At 60.9% G+C, this 17,579-nt stretch carries 18 protein-coding genes; 12 read left to right on the top strand and 6 right to left on the bottom strand.

Annotation, left to right across the window (positions count from 1 at the left end; all coding sequences use genetic code 11):
* Positions 1 to 53: 53 nt before the first annotated feature.
* The 5 genes from mgrA (at position 54) to ELH03_RS11540 (ending at position 5,813) form a co-directional block, all read left to right on the top strand.
* Positions 54 to 1,085 carry an L-glyceraldehyde 3-phosphate reductase gene (gene mgrA, locus ELH03_RS11560; protein WP_105006406.1) on the top strand — a complete coding sequence of 344 codons (1,032 nt, stop codon included), beginning with the start codon at positions 54 to 56 and terminating at the stop codon, positions 1,083 to 1,085.
* 96 nt (positions 1,086 to 1,181) lie between these two features.
* Entirely contained in the window at positions 1,182 to 2,795 is a 1,614-nt protein-coding gene (locus tag ELH03_RS11555; protein WP_130766318.1) for a glycoside hydrolase family 43 protein, read from the top strand.
* Positions 2,796 to 3,280: 485 nt separating this feature from the next.
* Positions 3,281 to 4,207 carry an ABC transporter ATP-binding protein gene (locus ELH03_RS11550; RefSeq protein WP_128411151.1) on the top strand — a complete coding sequence of 309 codons (927 nt, stop codon included), beginning with the start codon at positions 3,281 to 3,283 and terminating at the stop codon, positions 4,205 to 4,207.
* Positions 4,204 to 4,965, top strand: coding sequence for an ABC transporter permease (locus ELH03_RS11545; protein ID WP_128404674.1), 762 nt, complete (start codon positions 4,204 to 4,206; stop codon positions 4,963 to 4,965). The genes ELH03_RS11550 and ELH03_RS11545 overlap by 4 nt, the downstream gene beginning before the upstream one ends.
* Before the next feature lie 110 nt (positions 4,966 to 5,075).
* Positions 5,076 to 5,813, top strand: a complete 738-nt coding sequence (locus ELH03_RS11540; RefSeq protein ID WP_128411150.1) for an SDR family oxidoreductase — start codon at positions 5,076 to 5,078, stop codon at positions 5,811 to 5,813.
* On the opposite strand, the gene ELH03_RS11535 is transcribed toward ELH03_RS11540, so the two are convergent.
* The 5 genes from ELH03_RS11535 to ELH03_RS11515 all read right to left on the bottom strand — a co-directional run bounded on the left by ELH03_RS11535 (position 5,776) and on the right by ELH03_RS11515 (position 9,249).
* Positions 5,776 to 6,699, bottom strand: coding sequence for a LysR family transcriptional regulator (locus ELH03_RS11535; protein WP_128411149.1), 924 nt, complete (start codon positions 6,697 to 6,699; stop codon positions 5,776 to 5,778). The two genes, ELH03_RS11540 and ELH03_RS11535, sit on opposite strands and share 38 nt — an antisense overlap.
* A gap of 130 nt (positions 6,700 to 6,829) precedes the next feature.
* Entirely contained in the window at positions 6,830 to 7,267 is a 438-nt protein-coding gene (locus tag ELH03_RS11530) for an EamA family transporter (RefSeq protein WP_128411148.1), read from the bottom strand.
* A 264-nt stretch (positions 7,268 to 7,531) separates the two neighbouring features.
* Positions 7,532 to 8,233 (bottom strand): TIGR02281 family clan AA aspartic protease, encoded by a 702-nt coding sequence (locus ELH03_RS11525; protein WP_128411147.1) that lies wholly within the window; start codon positions 8,231 to 8,233, stop codon positions 7,532 to 7,534.
* On the bottom strand, positions 8,230 to 8,448 hold the full coding sequence (locus tag ELH03_RS11520; protein ID WP_128411146.1) for a DUF1289 domain-containing protein: 219 nt from the start codon (positions 8,446 to 8,448) through the stop codon (positions 8,230 to 8,232). The genes ELH03_RS11525 and ELH03_RS11520 overlap by 4 nt, the downstream gene beginning before the upstream one ends.
* Positions 8,449 to 8,466: 18 nt before the next feature.
* Positions 8,467 to 9,249 carry an adenosylcobinamide-GDP ribazoletransferase gene (locus ELH03_RS11515; protein WP_128411145.1) on the bottom strand — a complete coding sequence of 261 codons (783 nt, stop codon included), beginning with the start codon at positions 9,247 to 9,249 and terminating at the stop codon, positions 8,467 to 8,469.
* Between the two features lie 156 nt (positions 9,250 to 9,405).
* On the opposite strand from ELH03_RS11515, the gene cobT reads away from it, so the two are divergent.
* Both cobT and ELH03_RS11505 read left to right on the top strand, forming a co-directional pair.
* Entirely contained in the window at positions 9,406 to 10,422 is a 1,017-nt protein-coding gene (gene cobT, locus ELH03_RS11510; protein ID WP_011652311.1) for a nicotinate-nucleotide--dimethylbenzimidazole phosphoribosyltransferase, read from the top strand.
* 139 nt (positions 10,423 to 10,561) lie between these two features.
* The gene (locus tag ELH03_RS11505; RefSeq protein ID WP_128411144.1) at positions 10,562 to 10,951 is read left to right on the top strand and encodes a diacylglycerol kinase; all 390 of its coding nucleotides are present in this window, start codon (positions 10,562 to 10,564) and stop codon (positions 10,949 to 10,951) included.
* A gap of 103 nt (positions 10,952 to 11,054) precedes the next feature.
* On the opposite strand, the gene ELH03_RS11500 is transcribed toward ELH03_RS11505, so the two are convergent.
* The gene (locus tag ELH03_RS11500; protein WP_128404665.1) at positions 11,055 to 12,590 is read right to left on the bottom strand and encodes a sensor histidine kinase; all 1,536 of its coding nucleotides are present in this window, start codon (positions 12,588 to 12,590) and stop codon (positions 11,055 to 11,057) included.
* A 106-nt stretch (positions 12,591 to 12,696) separates the two neighbouring features.
* On the opposite strand from ELH03_RS11500, the gene ELH03_RS11495 reads away from it, so the two are divergent.
* The 5 genes from ELH03_RS11495 to ELH03_RS11470 all read left to right on the top strand — a co-directional run bounded on the left by ELH03_RS11495 (position 12,697) and on the right by ELH03_RS11470 (position 17,562).
* Positions 12,697 to 13,254 (top strand): thermonuclease family protein, encoded by a 558-nt coding sequence (locus ELH03_RS11495; protein ID WP_128411143.1) that lies wholly within the window; start codon positions 12,697 to 12,699, stop codon positions 13,252 to 13,254.
* Between the two features lie 4 nt (positions 13,255 to 13,258).
* The gene (locus tag ELH03_RS11490; protein WP_128411142.1) at positions 13,259 to 13,891 is read left to right on the top strand and encodes a uracil-DNA glycosylase family protein; all 633 of its coding nucleotides are present in this window, start codon (positions 13,259 to 13,261) and stop codon (positions 13,889 to 13,891) included.
* Positions 13,892 to 13,960: 69 nt separating this feature from the next.
* Positions 13,961 to 14,449, top strand: a complete 489-nt coding sequence (locus ELH03_RS11485; protein ID WP_003540387.1) for an Lrp/AsnC family transcriptional regulator — start codon at positions 13,961 to 13,963, stop codon at positions 14,447 to 14,449.
* Between the two features lie 717 nt (positions 14,450 to 15,166).
* Positions 15,167 to 16,231 (top strand): porin, encoded by a 1,065-nt coding sequence (locus ELH03_RS11475; RefSeq protein ID WP_130658956.1) that lies wholly within the window; start codon positions 15,167 to 15,169, stop codon positions 16,229 to 16,231.
* Positions 16,232 to 16,665: 434 nt separating this feature from the next.
* Complete coding sequence (locus ELH03_RS11470) at positions 16,666 to 17,562, top strand: LysR substrate-binding domain-containing protein (RefSeq protein ID WP_128410706.1); 897 nt, start codon at positions 16,666 to 16,668, stop codon at positions 17,560 to 17,562.
* Positions 17,563 to 17,579: the final 17 nt, after the last annotated feature.

The following is a 17,579-nucleotide window of genomic DNA, read 5'->3' as shown; positions in this document are numbered from 1 at the left end:
TTCAGGGAAAATGCTGCACGCTTTTCCCGGAATTGCTTTTAAGGATTGGGATCATGAGCTGGCAACCAGCCGCAGACCGCTATTCGAAAATGAAATATAACCGCACGGGCCGTTCCGGCCTGAAGCTGCCGGCCGTCTCCCTCGGCCTCTGGCACAATTTCGGCGGCGACACGCCGCATGACCGCAAGATCGACATGTGCCGCACGGCCTTCGACCTCGGCATCACCCATTTCGACCTCGCCAACAATTACGGCCCGCCGCCCGGCAGCGCCGAAACTGCCTTCGGCGAGATCCTGCGCACCGAATTCGCTGGGCTTCGCGACGAGCTGATCATCTCCTCCAAGGCCGGCTACGACATGTGGCCCGGACCATATGGTGAATGGGGCAGCCGGAAATACCTGATCGCCTCCTGCGACCAGAGCTTGAAGCGCATGGGCCTCGATTATGTCGACATCTTCTATTCGCACCGTTTCGACCCGGAAACGCCATTGGAAGAGACCTGTGGCGCGCTCGATCATATCGTCCGTTCCGGCCGGGCGCTCTATGTCGGCATTTCCTCCTATAATTCGCAGCGCTCGCGCGAAGCCGCAAAGATCCTCAAGGATCTCGGCACACCGTGCCTGATTCACCAGCCGAGCTATTCGATGCTCAACCGCTGGGTCGAGGACGACAGGCTGCTCGATACGCTGGATGAGGTCGGCATGGGCTCGATCGTCTTCTCGCCACTTGCCCAGGGCATGCTGACGACGAAATATCTCGGTGGCATTCCCGAAGACAGCCGCGCGGCGCAGAACCACTTTCTCAAGCGCGACTACATCCGCCCCTCGATCATCGACAATATCCGCAAGCTCAACGAGATCGCCGAAAGGCGCGGCCAGACGCTGGCGCAGATGGCGATCGCCTGGGTACTGCGCGGCGGCCGCGTGACCTCGGCGCTGATCGGCGCAAGCCGCTCGTCGCAGATCGTCGATTGCGTCAAGGCGCTCGACAATCTCGAATTCAGTGTCGAGGAACTCGCCGAGATCGACGTCTATGCCCGCGAGGCCGACATCAACCTCTGGGCCAAGTCCGCCGAACGCGAATAGTCATCTCAGGCCCGGAGGCAAGTCTTCCGGGCCTTTTTCTGCTATACTCTGATGTACGTACAGCAAAAGCACCCGCCGGTCGGAGGAGACCCTGTCATGATCCGCAACCCCATCCTGCCCGGGTTCAATCCCGATCCGTCGATCTGCCGCGTTGGCGCTGATTATTACATTGCCACCTCGACTTTCGAATGGTTTCCCGGCGTGCAGATCCACCATTCGCGCGACCTGGTGAACTGGACGCTGGTGCGCCGGCCGCTGGAGCGCAAATCGCAGCTCGACATGCGCGGAAATCCCGATAGCTGCGGCATCTGGGCGCCGTGCCTGTCCTATGCCGACGGGCAGTTCTGGCTGGTCTATACCGACGTCAAGCGCTACGACGGCAATTTCAAGGATGCGCCGAACTACATCGTCACGGCACCTACGATCGAGGCCGATTGGTCCGAGCCGGTCTATGTCAATTCCTCCGGCTTCGATCCCTCGCTCTTTCACGACGATGACGGCCGCAAGTGGTTCGTCAACATGCAGTGGAACCACCGCACCGAAAGCTATGGCGGCTCGCCGAAATCGCCGGCCTTCGACGGCATCCTGCTGCAGGAATGGGATCCGGCGGCAAAGGCGCTGAAGGGGCCGATCAAGAACATTTTCGCCGGCAGCCCGCTCGGCCTCGTCGAGGGCCCGCATCTCTTCAAACGCAATGGCTGGTATTATTTGACCACCGCCGAGGGCGGCACCGGCTACGACCATGCCGTCACCATGGCGCGGTCGCGAAAGATCGACGGACCCTATGAGATGCATCCGAACATGCATCTGATCACCTCCAAGGATCACCCGGGCGCGGTGCTGCAACGGGCAGGGCACGGTCAATATGTCGAGACGCCCGAGGGCGAGGCCTATCACACCCATCTGTGCGGCCGGCCGCTACCGCCGAAACGGCGCTGCACGCTGGGGCGCGAGACATCCTTACAGAAATGCGTCTGGCGCGACGATGACTGGCTCTATCTTGAAAACGGCACCTCAGTGCCCGATGTCGATGTGCCGGGCCTCTTTGGCGCGGTGCCCGTGGAAAAGCCGATGCGCAGCGAATACAACTTCGACGGCGGCACATTGCCCGCCGATTTCCAGTGGCTGCGCACGCCCGAGCCCGAGCGCATCTTCAACCTGACGGATCGTGCCGGCCATTTGCGCCTGATTGCGCGCGAAAGCATTGGCTCCTGGTTTGAGCAGTCGCTGGTCGCCCGCCGCCAGGAACACCACAGTTTCCGCGCCGAAACCGTGATCGAGTTCTCGCCCGACACCTATCAGCAGGTGGCGGGGCTGACGCATTATTACAACCGCCACAAGTTCCACGCGGTTGCCGTAACGCTGCACGAAACACTCGGCCGCTGCGTGACGATCCTCTCCTGCAACGGCGATTACCCGAACGGACGCCTCAGCTTTCCCGCCGAAAGCGGGGTTTCGATCGCCGCCGAGGGTCGCGTTCAGCTCGCCATGGAAATCCGCGAGAACGACCTGCAATTCTTCTGGCAGACAGAAGGCAAGGGCGCCTGGCAGCCGATCGGCCCGATCCTTGACGCCGGCGTGATTTCCGACGAAGGCGGACGCGGCGAACACGGCTCCTTCACCGGCGCCTTCGCTGGTGTATTCGCCTTCGATACGTCGGGCCGGGCGAAGGCCGCGGATTTCGACTGGTTCAATTACGACGAGCTGTGAGGGGTGCACCCTTGGTCGCTTTCATCCGCGTGGATCACGGAAAGAGCGAGGAGCGGAGAAGAGGCAGATAAAAAGAAAGCCGGCGCAGGGCCGGCTAAGACGGGACGCGGTTAGACAGGGGATACTGGCCGGTTCCAAGCACTTCGTGACTGAACAATAACTTTGACTACATGCCGAGGCAGCGAAAAAGGGGCGCAACGAGAACACCCGGAGACGGCTCCGCAAAGGGGTGGGCGGCGGGGCGGATGCCGGTGCTGGCCTCGGCTCCCTTATCGGGCATGAATATCACCGGATGATGACATCCGAAGCCGACGCTGCCTTTCTTTCGCGAAAACCCGATGCCGGCTACTTCGCCCACGTCAGCAGGTCAGCGGGCCAACTGTGTTAGCAGCGTGAATGCAGTGTTCATGGCTAAAGGATGTTAAAGCGTTACAAAGGGACTATATAGCGGCCGAAGTAATTCCGAGAATCCGCAAGAGTCCCGCATGGCCCCCATCATTTCCGTTCAGAACCTCACCAAGACCTATGCCAATGGGTTCGAGGCCCTGAAGGGCATCAATCTCGACGTCGAAAAGGGTGAGATCCTGGCGCTGCTCGGGCCAAACGGCGCGGGCAAGACGACGCTGATCTCGATCATCTGCGGCATCGCCAATCCGAGCGGCGGCCGGGTGTTGGTCGCGGACCACGACGTCGTGAAGGATTTCCGCGCCACCCGCGGGATGATCGGGCTGGTGCCGCAGGAGTTGACCACCGATCAGTTCGAAACGGTGTTCAATACGGTGAGCTTTTCTCGCGGTCTGCACGGCAAGAAAGCCAATCCTGCCCATATAGAGAAGGTGCTGCGCGCGCTCTCACTCTGGGACAAAAAGGACAATATGCTGCGCCAGCTCTCCGGCGGCATGAAGCGGCGAGTGCTGATCGCCAAGGCGCTCTCGCATGAGCCGGATATCCTTTTCCTCGACGAGCCGACCGCCGGCGTCGACGTGACGCTGCGCAAGGACATGTGGCATGTCGTCGAAGAGCTTAGGGCCTCCGGCGTCACGATCATCCTGACCACCCATTATATCGAAGAGGCCGAGGAAATCGCCGACCGCGTCGGCGTCATCAATGGCGGCGAGTTGCTGCTCGTCGAGGACAAAGCAGCGCTGATGGCCAAGCTCGGCCGCAAGCAGCTCATTCTCGATCTCACCGAACCGCTCAGCCGGCTGCCGGATTGTTTTGCCGGCAATGGACTGACGCTGGAGGCAGACGGCAACCGCCTGACCTATGATTTCGATACTGACAACGAGCAGGAAAGCATTGCAGCCCTGCTGACCCGGCTCGGCGAGAACAATATCCATTTCAAGGATCTCTCGACGCGGCAGAGCTCGCTCGAGGACATCTTTGTGGCGCTGGTGGGAGCGAGCAAATGAACGTCGAGGCGGTCAAGTCGATCTATTTCTTCGAGATGGCGCGTACGCGCCGCACGCTGCTGCAGAGCGTCATCTCGCCCGTGATCTCCACCTCGCTCTATTTTATCGTCTTCGGTGCCGCGGTCGGTTCACGCATTCAGGAGGTGGAGGGCGTGTCCTACGGCGCCTTCATCACGCCCGGCCTGATCATGCTGACGCTGCTTGGCCAATGCATCAGCAACGGCTCCTTCGGCATCTATTTCCCGAAATTCACCGGCACGATCTACGAGGTGCTTTCGGCGCCGGTGGCGATGACGGAGATCCTGCTCGGTTATGTCGGGGCGGCGGCGACCAAGGGGATGCTGATCGGCTTCATCATTCTCTTGACCGCCAATCTCTTCGTCGACGTCAGGATCGAGCATCCCTTCATGATGATCCTGTTCTTCCTGCTGACGGCGATTACCTTCAGCCTGTTCGGCTTCATGATCGGCATCTGGGCCGGCAATTTCGAACAGCTGAACCTCATTCCCATGCTGGTCGTGCCGCCGCTGACCTTCCTCGGCGGCAGCTTCTATTCGGTCAGTATGCTGCCGCCATTCTGGCAGGCGGTCAGCCACCTCAACCCGGTGCTCTATCTCGTCAGCGGCTTCCGCTGGAGCTTCTATGGCATCGCCGATGTCAACCCGGCGATCAGCCTGGCGATGATCACGGTGTTTCTGGTGATCTGCTTGGGAACACTCGCTTGGATCTTCAAGACCGGTTACCGGCTGCGCAACTGATCGTTTTCTGAAACAACCATCGGAAAACTCGATGATGTCATCGGTTTCTTCTGTTTTTCTTCCGCTCCGGCCTGAGGCATCTGCTGCGTCAGCCAAGAAGGAGACGGCAGATGACGGATATCAGGATCGAAGGCGCGAAGATCATTATTGTTGGCGGCAGTTCCGGAATGGGGCTGGCGCTGGCGAGGCGTTTGCTCGGGGAAGGGGCGGCGGTGACGATCGCAGGACGCAGCGAGGATAGGCTTGCGGCGGCCCGCCGCGATCTCGATGACCATCCTGGACTGGCGACGATTGCCGCCGATATATCGCGGGAGGAAGAGGTCGCGGCGCTGTTCCGCAATAGCGGGCCGGTCGATCACATCGTCAGCACGGCGGCCGATATCGAGGGCGCCTATCAGCTGCTGCCTTCGATCGAGCTTGCGGCGGCGCAAAGGGTGATCGAGAGTAAATTCTACGGGCCGCTGCTGCTGGCGAAATATGGCGCCGCCCATTTGCCGCCCTTAGGATCGATCACCTACACGTCAGGTATCGCGGCCTACCGGCCTGCGGCGCGTGGATCGGTGGTCGCAGCCGTCAATGCGGCGCTGGAAGGCCTGGTCAGGGCGCTGGCGATCGAGCTGGCGCCGATCCGGATCAACGCGGTGTCTCCCGGATGGGTAGATACGCCGATCTGGAGCTTCGTCGCCGGCGACGCCAAGCAGGCGACGCTCGATGCGATGGCGCAGCGCCTGCCGGCCGGACGCGTTGGACAGCCTGATGATATTGCCGATGCGATCCGCTTCCTCATCGGCAACGGCTTCACGACAGGCACTATCCTGCATGTCGAAGGCGGGCATCGGCTGGTCTGAGCGGCGAGAGTTCTTCGCTTGCCGATTGCAGCAGAAGGGTAAGCGCCGGCGGCTGCACGCGCCTGCGCCGCCACATCATCACCAGCGAGGCTGCGGGTGGTTTGCCGGGCCATGGCAGTTCGACGACGTCGCCCCGTGTTGCGGCCGGGCCGACCGCAAGGCGCGGCACAAGGCCATAACCGGTGCCGGATGCAACGAGTCGGATGATCGTCGCGATGCTGTCGGCTTCCGTGACGATTGATGGTGCTGCAATGTGCGCTTCGGCAAAGGCCGTGTCGAACAGGTGTCGGTAGACGCAGCCGGTTTCGGTGGCGACGAAGGGCACGGTGCTCAGGGCCGCGAGGCTTGCGGGTGGTCGGGCTTGCGAATCGCGGCCGGCAATCAGCACCAGCGGTTCGCTGCAGATGCGGCGCGTCAAGAAGCGTTCATCCTGATGCCCGCGATCGAAGGTGAAGGCGACGTCGATCGAGCCCTGCTGCAATTGCGCAAGCAATTCGCCGCTGCCGCCGATCTTGAGCTTGAGGCCGAGGTCTGGGTTCTTCTTGCGAAAGAGTGACAGCCACGGCGCCAGCCTTTCGGCTGCGATGGTTTCGAGCGTACCCAAGGTGATAGACTGTCCGGCGCTGCCGGCTGCAGCACTGACGGCGGCCTTCGCCTCGTCGTTCAGCGCCAATATCTCTTCGGCATAGGCCTTGAGGGCCGCGCCTGCCGGTGTCGGGACGACGCCCTGCCGGGAGCGGAGGAAGAGGTCTGCGCCCAGTTCCTCTTCCAGCGCCTGTATCTGGTCGCTGAGGCTCGACTGAGCGAGATTGACCTCGGCAGCGGCGCGCGTGAGATTTTTGTGCCGGATCACCGCTAGGAATGTCTTCAATTGTCGTGGGTTCATGTCGGGCTCCGGTACGGCGCGCACAGGCGCCTTGACGCAGGATATCAACAAAGCAGAACGCGCTGCAACGCAGGAGCATGGGGCGGCGAACCGCTCATCTTGTGCTGCCGCATATTGCGCCGGGTTTCCGTCAGGCGCTGCTGACGAGAAGGGCGCCCGAGATGATGAGGAGGGTGCCGGCGACGAGCTTTATTATGTCGAGCTCGGAGGCTTCGCCGAGAAAGACGGCGCCGATTGCCAGTGTCACCAGCGCGTTGCAGCTCCAGATCGGCGCGAGTTTCGAGACGGGGACACCGTAAGTGAAAAGCGCAAAGCTGATGAGGCCGGTGCCGACGGCAAAGCAGGCGCCTGATGTGGCGGCAAAGCCGAGACCTTCGGCGGTCCATGGGGCAGGGCGCCAGATCAATGCGGCGATCAGGCCAGCAAGCGCGCAGGCAGCGCCGAAGGCTATCAGATAGACGGCGGAGCCGGTGGCTGATGTGGCGCTCTGCTTCTGGAATATGGCGGTGATGCCCCAGAACAGGGCGGGCAGAACGCCGCCGATGACGATCGGCCAGAGTGAATTCATTGCGAAACTCCTGTCGCACCCATGGGTCAAGGCCTCGCTTCGGGCGAAGGCCGGTCGAACATGCGGTGCCACCAGACTACAGCGCCGCGCGTCTTTTCAGACGCGCAAAGGACGCTGTAGCACTTTGAATTGTTGCAAAATTCCTTAAATCGATTCCGATTTAAGGAATTATGCGGCAGGAGTTTCTTTTTGCTCTTTGTGGTCTTGTTGTTCTTGTGCCCAAGCTGCCAGATCCGGTTGTCGCCGTAAAGCGGCGGAGCCGCATTAATCGCGCATGCGGAGTTCGTCGGTCTGCATCTGCAGCGAGCCCAGCGTTTCCAGGAAGCTCATGCCAAGCAGGCTCTGGTCGAGCCGGCCGTCTTCGGCGACACTGGCTGCGACATTGTTGCGAATGATCGGTCCGATCGCCACCTGGTCGAGGGTGACAGGTGCTGCGCGGCCGCGGCCATTGGCGGTCATGACCGTCATGGAATAGGTGAGGCGAGAGAGGTCGATGCCGATCCGTTCGGCGTCTTCGCGCGACAGCGCCACCATGCTGGCGCCGGTATCAACGAGCATCTCGATCGTCTGGCCGTTGACAGCGACATCGGCTTCGAAATGGCCGTTCAGCAGCTTGTGCAGAATGATCTCCTGGCCGCCCTCACTTGTGGTGACGACGACGGCGTGGCCGGGAACGAGGCCGGCGAGCAGCCTGTTGCCGACGCCGAGTGCCTCCTGGCGATAGAGATAGACAGTCACAAGCGCCAGGATGATGACCAGCCAGATCATCATCTGGCGCATCGTTTCGCCGACGCTGCGCCGGCTCCCCCAGATGCCGGCAGACAGCATCAGCGCGATCGGCAGCAGATAGACGACGCGGCCGAAGTCATCGCTCTGCAGGCTGAGGATGCGGCCGCTGTCATTGTTGACGATCAGCACGGCAAGGCCGATGCCGATCACAACGAGGAAGACGGTCAAACGGATCATAAAGGCCGCTCCGGCCCGCTGGCGAGGTTTGTTTTCATGTGATCGAACGCCGTGGCGGCACCTGCAAGCCTTGCCGGCAGCAGCGCCATGATTCGTCTTCGCTCGGTGTCGGAGTAGCTCATCCAGCTGCCGATTTCCTGAAGAGTCCGGCCGCAGCCGGCGCAAAATCCGGTGGCTGAAACCAGGGAGCAGACGTGAACACAGGGTGTTTGCATGGAGGATATATCGGAGTTTCAAAGAGCCGTGGCAAGGGCGCAAAGGGTGGCGATCTCGCAAATTTGCTGCGTTGCGCCCAGCGTGTCGCCGGTGTGGCCGGCAAGCTTGCGGCGGATGAAAGCGGTGACGGCAAACCCTGCGATGCCGGTGGCGAGCAGGCTTGCGACCAGCGGCCGCAGGCCGAAGGCAGGCCAGATCAGAAGCGCTGCGACGAGGCCGGATGAGGCGAGCGCAAACTGCATCGTCGCCTCGTCCGGCTGGCCGGTCGAGGCGGCCACGCCATCGGCCTTTGCCGGCGCCAACCGCTGCCAGTGCCAGGCGATGGCGCCGCGGCTCAGCGCCGCGACAGCGGGAATGGCAAGCGCGGCAGCGAGCGGCGCGGAATGGCGGGCGATGGCGGCAAGCGCGGCTGCGCGGATCACGAAGGAGAGGATCAGCGCTATCGCGCCATAGGTGCCGATCCGGCTGTCCTTCATGATGAGGAGGCTGTGCTCGCGGCTCTTGCCGCCGCCGATGCCGTCGGCCGTATCGGCCAGGCCGTCCTCGTGCAGCGCGCCGGTGACGAAGACCTGGATGGAAAGCGCGATCAGGGCTGCCATCAGCGGGTCCGCACGCAGCCCCAAAAGGAGGAGGAGAGCGAGTGCAGGGATGAAGCCGATGACGATGCCGGCGAAGGGAAAGGCGCGCACCAGCGGGCCGAGCCTGCCGTCATAGCCCTTGAACAGCGATTGCGGCATGGGAATGCGGCTGAGGAAGGCGACGGCGCGGGCGGTATCGACCGCATAGTCCTTGATCTTCATTCTGCTTCGTTCTGCCGGAGGTCTCGGCTTATGGTCGCGGCTGCGCTTTTGGAGTTGTTCGCCTCGTCCGCCCGCTTTAAGAGAGTTGCCATTCGCAAAGAAGCTGATTTGCGTGGAAAAAACAAGAATACCCGGATTTATAGGAAAACCGTACAGATGAGCGTTTCAGGCCTGCCGTTCGACGATTTCCGTACTCTGCTTCGTGACCTGCCGGGGCCGGATGCCCGCGCGCTGGTGGCCGCGCGCGAACGCGACGCGCAGCTGACCAAGCCGCCGGGCGCGCTCGGACGGCTCGAGGAAATCGCTTTCTGGCTTGCCGCCTGGACCGGCCGCACACCTGCCGTCAACCGGCCGCTGGTGGCGATCTTTGCCGGCAATCACGGTGTCACCAAGCAAGGCATCACACCTTTTCCGCCAACGGTGACGCAACAGATGGTAGAGAACTTCGCAGCGGGCGGTGCTGCGATCAATCAGATCTGTGTCGCCTATGATCTTGGACTGAAAGTCTTCGATCTGGCGCTCGATTATCCCACCGGTGACATCACTGAGGAGGCAGCGCTTTCCGAGCGCGATTGCGCCGCGACCATGGCCTTCGGCATGGAGGCGATCGCCGGCGGCACCGACCTGCTCTGCATCGGCGAGATGGGCATCGGCAATACGACGATTGCGGCGGCGATCAACTATGCGCTCTACGGCGGTTCGGCGCGCGACTGGGTCGGACCCGGCACCGGTTCGGAAGGCGAGATGCTGGAGCGCAAGATCGCGGCGGTGGAAAAGGCGGTGGCGCTGCATGGTGACCATCTCGACGATCCGCTGGAGATCATGCGCCGGCTCGGTGGCCGCGAGATCGCGGCGATGGCCGGCGCCATTCTTGCTGCTCGCATGGAGCGCATCCCGGTGCTGATCGACGGTTATGTCGCGACCGCCGCGGCGGCGATCCTGAAGGCTGCCAATCCGTCCGCGCTCGATCATTGCCTGATCGGTCATGTCTCCGGCGAGCCCGGGCATCTTCGCGCAATCGAGATGCTCGGCAAGACGCCGCTTCTGGCGCTTGGCATGCGGCTCGGCGAAGGCACCGGTGCGGCGCTAGCCGCCGGCATCGTCAAGGCGGCCGCCGCCTGCCATTCCGGCATGGCGACCTTCGCCCAGGCGGGTGTGTCGAATAAGCATTAAGGCCGCGGTCGGTGCCGCCGATCCGCATGCGTTCGCTTGCGCCGCCCAAATGGATTCGGTATTTGCGTATTCGCTCATCGAAGGGGAGACGGCAAAGCCTCTCCCGGTCTGTGATGCAACGGGAAGAGGAGAGGGCATCTTGACGAAGCCTGCGGTGACGAAAGAGACCGGACTTCGGCATTTCATCGCCGCCGCCAGCTACTCTTGGGCGGGCTTTCTGCGGGTGCTGAAAGAAGCGGCTTTCCGCCAGGAACTCGGATTCTTCGTCGTTTCGATCGCGGCGCTGGCGCTGGTGGGAGCGACTGCAGGCGAGATCGTCGTCGCAGTGATTCTGTTTCTCGGGCTCTTTTCGATGGAGGCGATGAATACCGCCGTTGAAGAGGTGATCGACCGGATTTCGCCGGAGATTTCGATCGTCGGCAAACATGCCAAGGATCTCGGCTCCTTCGCGGTAACCTGCATGATTGCCGCCTGCTGTCTCTATCTCGGCTTTGTCCTCGGCAAGCACCTGTTCTTTGGATCAGGATGATTTCAGCTGGATCGGCCTGAAGTCATCCGGATCCAATTCTAAAATTAGCGCATAATGTTGCCCGAAAACCGTTCACACTTTTCGGCATCATGCTTTAGCTGAATCAGGCAAAACTCTTGCGCTTGCGCGCGACGGCCTGAGCCTCCTCGACGGCCGGCAGGCTCTGGAGCACGCGCTTGGCAGGCAGGATGGCGATAACCTCGGTGCCCTCGCGCAGCTTCGATTTCAGCAGGAACTGCCCGTCATGCTTGGCAAGGATCGCCTGGACGATCGGCAGGCCGAGGCCGGTACCCTGTTCGGCGCTCTTGATGGCGATCGAGCCCTGGCCAAAGGCCGACAGGACAACGGGAATCTCTTCTTCCGGAATGCCGGGGCCGTTGTCCTTGATCGAGATGTACTGTCCGCCGCCAGCTGTCCAGCCGACCTTGACGTGGATCTCGCCGCCCTGCGGTGTGAACTTGACCGCATTGGAGAGAAGGTTGAGCACCACCTGGCGCATCGACTTCTCGTCGGCCCAGATGGCCGGCAGCTGCCGCTCGAACTGGTCCGAAATGGCAATGTTCTTGGCGCGGGCGCGCAGCTGGACCATGCCGATGCAATCTTCGGTGATATCGAGCAGCGAAATCGCCTCCTCGCTCAGCTCGTATTTGCCGGCCTCGATGCGCGACAGGTCGAGGATCTCGTTGATGAGATCGAGCAGATGCTGGCCGGAGCGGTGGATATCGCCGGCATATTCCTTGTAGGTCGGATTGGCGAGCGGCCCCATGACCTCGGCCGACATCACCTCGGAAAAGCCGAGGATGGCGTTGAGCGGGGTTCTGAGTTCATGCGACATGGAAGCAAGGAAGCGGGACTTGGCGAGGTTTGCCTCTTCGGCGCGGCGGCGAGCCTCGTCCGACATCGATTTCGCGACCTCAAGCTCGGCGATCAGGTCGTCCTTCTCCGACTGGTAGGAGAGGATCCTGAGGTTCGACTTGAAGAGCCGGTCGCTGATATAATTGAAGAAGACAAGGGTGGTGGTGAAGGCCCCCGTCAGGCTGATTTCGAGCAGGTCGCGCGACAGGCCGCTCTTGGCGGCGAGCGCCAGGACCGCGGGCGAGAAGGCGGCAAGCACGGCGGGCGTCAGCATGAAGTTCGACATGGCTGTGACGGAGAGCGCGATCAGCAGTGTCGCACCCTTATAGAGAATGAAGCTCGACGGCTCGCAGGTGTCGCAGTCCTGCAGCGCGAAGACGGCCCAGCAGCAGCCGAGCAGGAACTGGCCGAGCAGCAGCAGGCGGCGCCATTTGCGGGCGCTCTCGGAAGTGATTTCCTGCCGGCGGGCGCGCCGCGCCAGCAGGATATTGCCGGTGTGACAGGTGAGCGTCAGCAGCGCCCAGAAGAGCAATTGCGTATTCTGGGTGAAATAGACGCCAAGCGCGGTGACGATGACGACGAAGAGCGGCATGATCGTCGCGCTCTGCAGCACCGATGCCACATACATGTTGAGCACGTCACGATCGAAGGAGGAATTTGACGCATGACCGGACTGAAGACGTTCGCGCGTCTGCCGCACGGCCTTGGAAACGGCCTTATTGCGGTGGCTGCGCGACCTGTCGACGATGATCTTGTCGGTCGATGTGCTTACGCCGGTACTCATGTGCACGTTGAAACTTCATCCCAGGGTGGATAAGAGCTTAATCGACAATTCTTAAGAAGATGTTTGCCATCTTTGCCAAGGATTTGTTTTTTAAGGAGGCGAAAGCGTGACACGGGGCCTGCGCCTGATTCGCGACGGCGTGACCGCTTTTGCCCTGCTGGCGCTCGTGGCGCTGATCGCCGCCAAGCTCAATGATGCGGCAAAAATCGAGCATATGGGTGCTTTCCATGCCGCCGACGGCGACAGTCTGACATTGGGAGCCGAACGTTTGCGCCTCGAAGGCATCGATGCGCCGGAGCTCAACCAGAGCTGCGAGCGGGAAGGGAAGGCCTGGGCCTGTGGCCGCGCGGCGCGCGAGGCGCTGCAGGGCATGGTGCTGGCATCTGGAACACTTTGTCAGGGCAGCCGGCACGACCGCTACGACAGGCTGCTCGTCATCTGCCGGAGCGGGGCGGGCGGCGACATCAATGCCGCCATGGTGCGCCGGGGCATGGCCATCTCCTATGGCGGTTATGAGAGGGAGGAAGCCGAGGCGAAGGCTGAAAAGGCGGGACTCTGGGCCGGGACTTTCGAGCGGCCGCGCGATGTGCGCGACCATGCGCGCCAGAGGTCGGGTTTCGACGGCGTCCTGCACTTCATGGGGCAGATCGTCGGATGGGAGTAAAGTTATGACCGACGAGGCCACGCTGGAGATGCTGCGGCGGGAGATCGCCTCCTGCCGTATCTGTCGAGACGCACCGGCAAAAGGCATCGAGCACCGGCTGCCGCACGAGCCGCGCCCGGTGGCCGTGATCTCGTCGAGCGCACGCATCCTGATCGCCGGGCAGGCGCCCGGGCTTCGGGTGCATGAGAGCGGGCTGCCGTTCGATGATGCCTCGGGCGACCGGCTGCGGTCATGGCTTGGCGTTGACAGGGCAAGCTTCTACGACCGCGACCGATTCGCCATCGTGCCGATGGGCTTCTGCTTTCCTGGCTACGACGGTAAGGGCGCGGATCTGCCGCCGCGGCGCGAATGCGCGCCGTTCTGGCGGCAAAGGGTGATCTCGGCCATGCCACAGATCGAATTGGTGCTGGTCATCGGCCAATATGCGCAGGCTTGGCATATGGCCGGTGAAAGGCGGGACAATATGACCGAGACGGTGCGGGCGTGGCGTGACTGTCTTCTGTCCCACCGATTGCCGGCGGTGCTGCCGCTGCCGCATCCGAGCTGGCGCAATAGCGGCTGGCTGAAGCGCAATCCCTGGTTCGAGAAAGAATTGCTCCCGGTCTTGCAGGAACGGACGAAAATGCTGCTTTCCTGAAACAAAATTCTTTTAGTTGCGCGGAATCGAGTTATACAAAGAAAATAATTCGAAAGGACTGTTGTGCGCATGGACCGCCTCGACCGAAAAATACTGCGTCTTCTGCAAGAAGATTCGACGCTTGCCGTTGCCGATCTCGCCAAGAAAGTGGGGCTTTCGACGACGCCATGCTGGCGGCGCATCCAGAAGATGGAAGAAGACGGCGTCATCAAGCGCCGAGTCGCCATCCTCGATCCGGAGAAGGTCAACACCAAGGTCACCGTCTTCGTGTCGATTCGCACTGCCACTCATTCGATCGAATGGTTGCGCCGTTTTTCCGAGGTGGTCGCCGAATTCCCCGAAGTGGTCGAATTCTACCGGATGAGCGGTGATGTCGATTATCTCCTGCGAGTCGTCGTGCCCGATATTGCCGCCTATGACGCCTTTTATAAGCGGATGATCGCCAAGATCGAGATTCGCGACGTTTCCTCCGCCTTCGCGATGGAGCAGATCAAGTATTCGACGCAGCTGCCGCTCGACTACATGATTCTCGATAATGCCAAATCCAACGAAGATTGAGGTCAAGCGTGCGGCCGTGACCGCACGCGATAATGCAAAATCCAGCGAGCGTCCGGGGCCAGGCGTGAGTCTGAGCGGGGATATGCCCGTTGGAGGCGGCGTGTGACACTCTGGCCGCACGTGGGATTGCCGCTTCGGCAAGGCCGAGTTTAGGCATGCGCGATCTGCTATTGTAAAAAAGCCTCAAAAATAGCGAAAAAACGCTCAAATCGAACAAAATTCCTGGAAAAGTGAATAGCCTGGTAAGGATTCCGGGGTTATGGTCGATGAAACCAATGGGCGATCTGTCATAATTTTGTCTCATTGGTATCGAATTCAGGACACTATGTTCTAAACCGCCACCTTGTTTGTGCTCGTTAGCAGGCGGTAGAGTTTATGTGCTTCACCAGTATGTTCGACGGGGGTCGGACGGTGGAGAATTTGACAAAGGGGTGTAGCGTTTGCGGCTTGCGATGGAAGATTTCCGTCGCGGAGCCGTTTGGCATGTTTTTCGTCCAAATATCTGAAATTGTTGTATAAAAATCACGTTGTCGGGGAAAGTAGCCCGTGAGAACCCATCTGGCGTGTATCGAGAATTGCTTGATAGGGCCTTGTATGTGATGACGGTTTGGCGGTTCGATCGATCCGCACGCCGAGATGGCTGTTCAAACTGGGCCGGCTTCAAATCGATTACCCGATCTGAAGCCAGCCCCGATCGACAAAGGAATGGATTGGTAAATGAACATCAGAATGGTTTTGCTTGCATCAGCAGCAGCGTTTGCTGCATCGACGCCGGTTCTTGCAGCTGACGCTATTGTTGCTGCTGAGCCGGAACCGGTTGAATATGTTCGCGTCTGCGACGCTTACGGCACCGGCTACTTCTACATCCCGGGCACCGAAACCTGCCTCAAGATCGAAGGCTACATCCGTTTCCAGGTTAACGTTGGCGAAGACGTCGGCGGCGATTCGGACTGGGATGCTGTCACCCGCGGTCAGGTTCAGTTCACGGCCAAGAGCGACACCGAATATGGTCCGCTGACCGGCGTCATCGTCATGCAGTTCAATGCTGACAACGCCACGGCTCAGGACGCCATTCTCGATTCCGCTTACCTCGACATCGCGGGCTTCCGCGCTGGTCTGTTCTACAGCTGGTGGGACGATGGTCTCTCTGGCGAAACCGACGACATCGGCTCGGTCGTAACGCTGCACAACTCGCTCCGCTATCAGTATGAAAGCGGCACCTTCTACGCTGGCATCAGCGTCGATGAACTGGAAGACGGCGTTTATCAGGGTGACGTGGATCCCGTCACCGGCCTCCTTGTTCCGAACGATGGTCCGAACAATGTCGGCGTTGCCTTCGGCATCGGCGGCACTGCCGGCGCGTTCAGCTACCAGGTCACTGGCGGCTGGGACGTCGACAACGAAGACGGCGCTGTCCGTGCAATGGGTACGGTTGACATCGGTCCCGGTACGCTCGGCCTCGCTGCTGTGTACTCTTCCGGCCCGAACTCCTACTACTCGACGGCTGAATGGGCAGTTGCTGCCGAATACGCCATCAAGGCAACCGACAAGCTGAAAATCACCCCGGGTGTTCAGTACTACGCCAACTACATCGGCGGTGCCAGCGCGTTTGACACCGTTCCTAGCGATTACGACGGTGCCGGTGATGCATGGAAGGTCGGTCTGACCGTTGATTACCAGATCGTCGACAACTTCTACGCCAAGGCTTCGGTTCAGTACCTCGATCCGGAAGATGCTGACGACTCCACGACGGGCTACTTCCGTCTGCAGCGTTCGTTCTAATCCACTTGGTGGATATGCTCCCGGTCTTCGGACCGGGAGCACTTAAATCAGTTTCTGATCCGAGTGACCTCCGATCAGCTACGGGGACGGGTCCGGTCTTCCCTGCCGGACCGTCCTTGCAGCGTTTTTGAAGCGCCGTCTTCAAGACAGTCTTTCAGGTGAGCCCAACAGGTACGTTGCGCGCACGTCGGCATCTGCCCGCCTCGTTTCTTGAGGCACCCCGTTTTCAATCTTTCAAACGAGCTGGATCCACCGATAGATTTATCGCGCGGACGGCTGTTGGTCTGTCTTCCTATGCGGTGTTGGCTGGCTTTGTCGCAACAGGTCGCGAAGAGAAAATCCAATGCCGACAATGTGATCACAGCTTTTTGCGAGAGAGGATACAACCCTTGCTGGGGCCGGCATTCATTCCTACTCTCGGATAGCTTGTTCTTATGGACGATCTCAACGACTACTATTATTTCGCCGCTGTCGTCTCCAGCGGCGGTTTCGCGTCTGCAAGTCGCGATCTCAAAATACCACGTTCGAAACTCAGCAGGCGGGTCAGCCGGCTTGAGGAAGGGCTTGGTGCAAGGCTCATAGAACGCTCGACCCGTCACTTCCGGGTGACTGAGATCGGCCAAGCTTTCTACGAAAGATGCCAGACCATTCTGCAGGAGGCCGATCGCGCCAAATCGATCGTCAGCGAGGCTCAGTCCGACCCGCAAGGTGTGGTGCGGATGGGCTGCCCGCTCGGCCTCGTCGACATCTCGGTCGGGGGAATCCTGCCCGAATTCCTGGAACGTTATCCGAAGATCAAGCTGCAGATCATCGGCTCCGACCGGCGCGCCGACCTCATCAACGAGCGGATCGACCTCGAGGTGAGGGCGACCAACGAGCCGGAGACGCAGACGAGCCTGACGATGCGCAAGCTCGACCGTATCAGGCGTATCCTGGTTGCAAGTCCGTCGCTCGTCGAGCGCACCGGCACCTTGAATTGCGTGGACGAACTCGCGGACCTGCCGACGTTAGCAATGACGTCATGGGTGTCGTTCCACACCTGGGAACTGGTCGGTCCGAATGACACCAAACAGGTGATTCGGCATCAGCCACGGCTCACCTGCCGCAGCATGACCGCTATCCTCGACGCGGCCCGTGCCGGCCTCGGCTTCGGGCTTCTGCTCGAAAGTGCCTGCGAGGCCGATCTCCAGGCCGGCAAGCTGGTGCGGGTGCTGCCGGAATGGCAGTCGGAGGAGAGCCAATTCTACATCGTTTTCACAACAGCCAAGGGCATGCCGCCGGCGGTGCGGGTCCTGATCGATTTCCTGGTCGAAAAATCCAGACAGCATTGACTCACAGCGCCAGGCAT

The sequence above is a fragment of the Rhizobium beringeri genome (assembly GCF_004306515.1).
Classification (GTDB): Bacteria; Pseudomonadota; Alphaproteobacteria; order Rhizobiales; family Rhizobiaceae; genus Rhizobium; species Rhizobium beringeri.
This window is presented reverse-complemented; position numbering and strand designations above follow the sequence as displayed.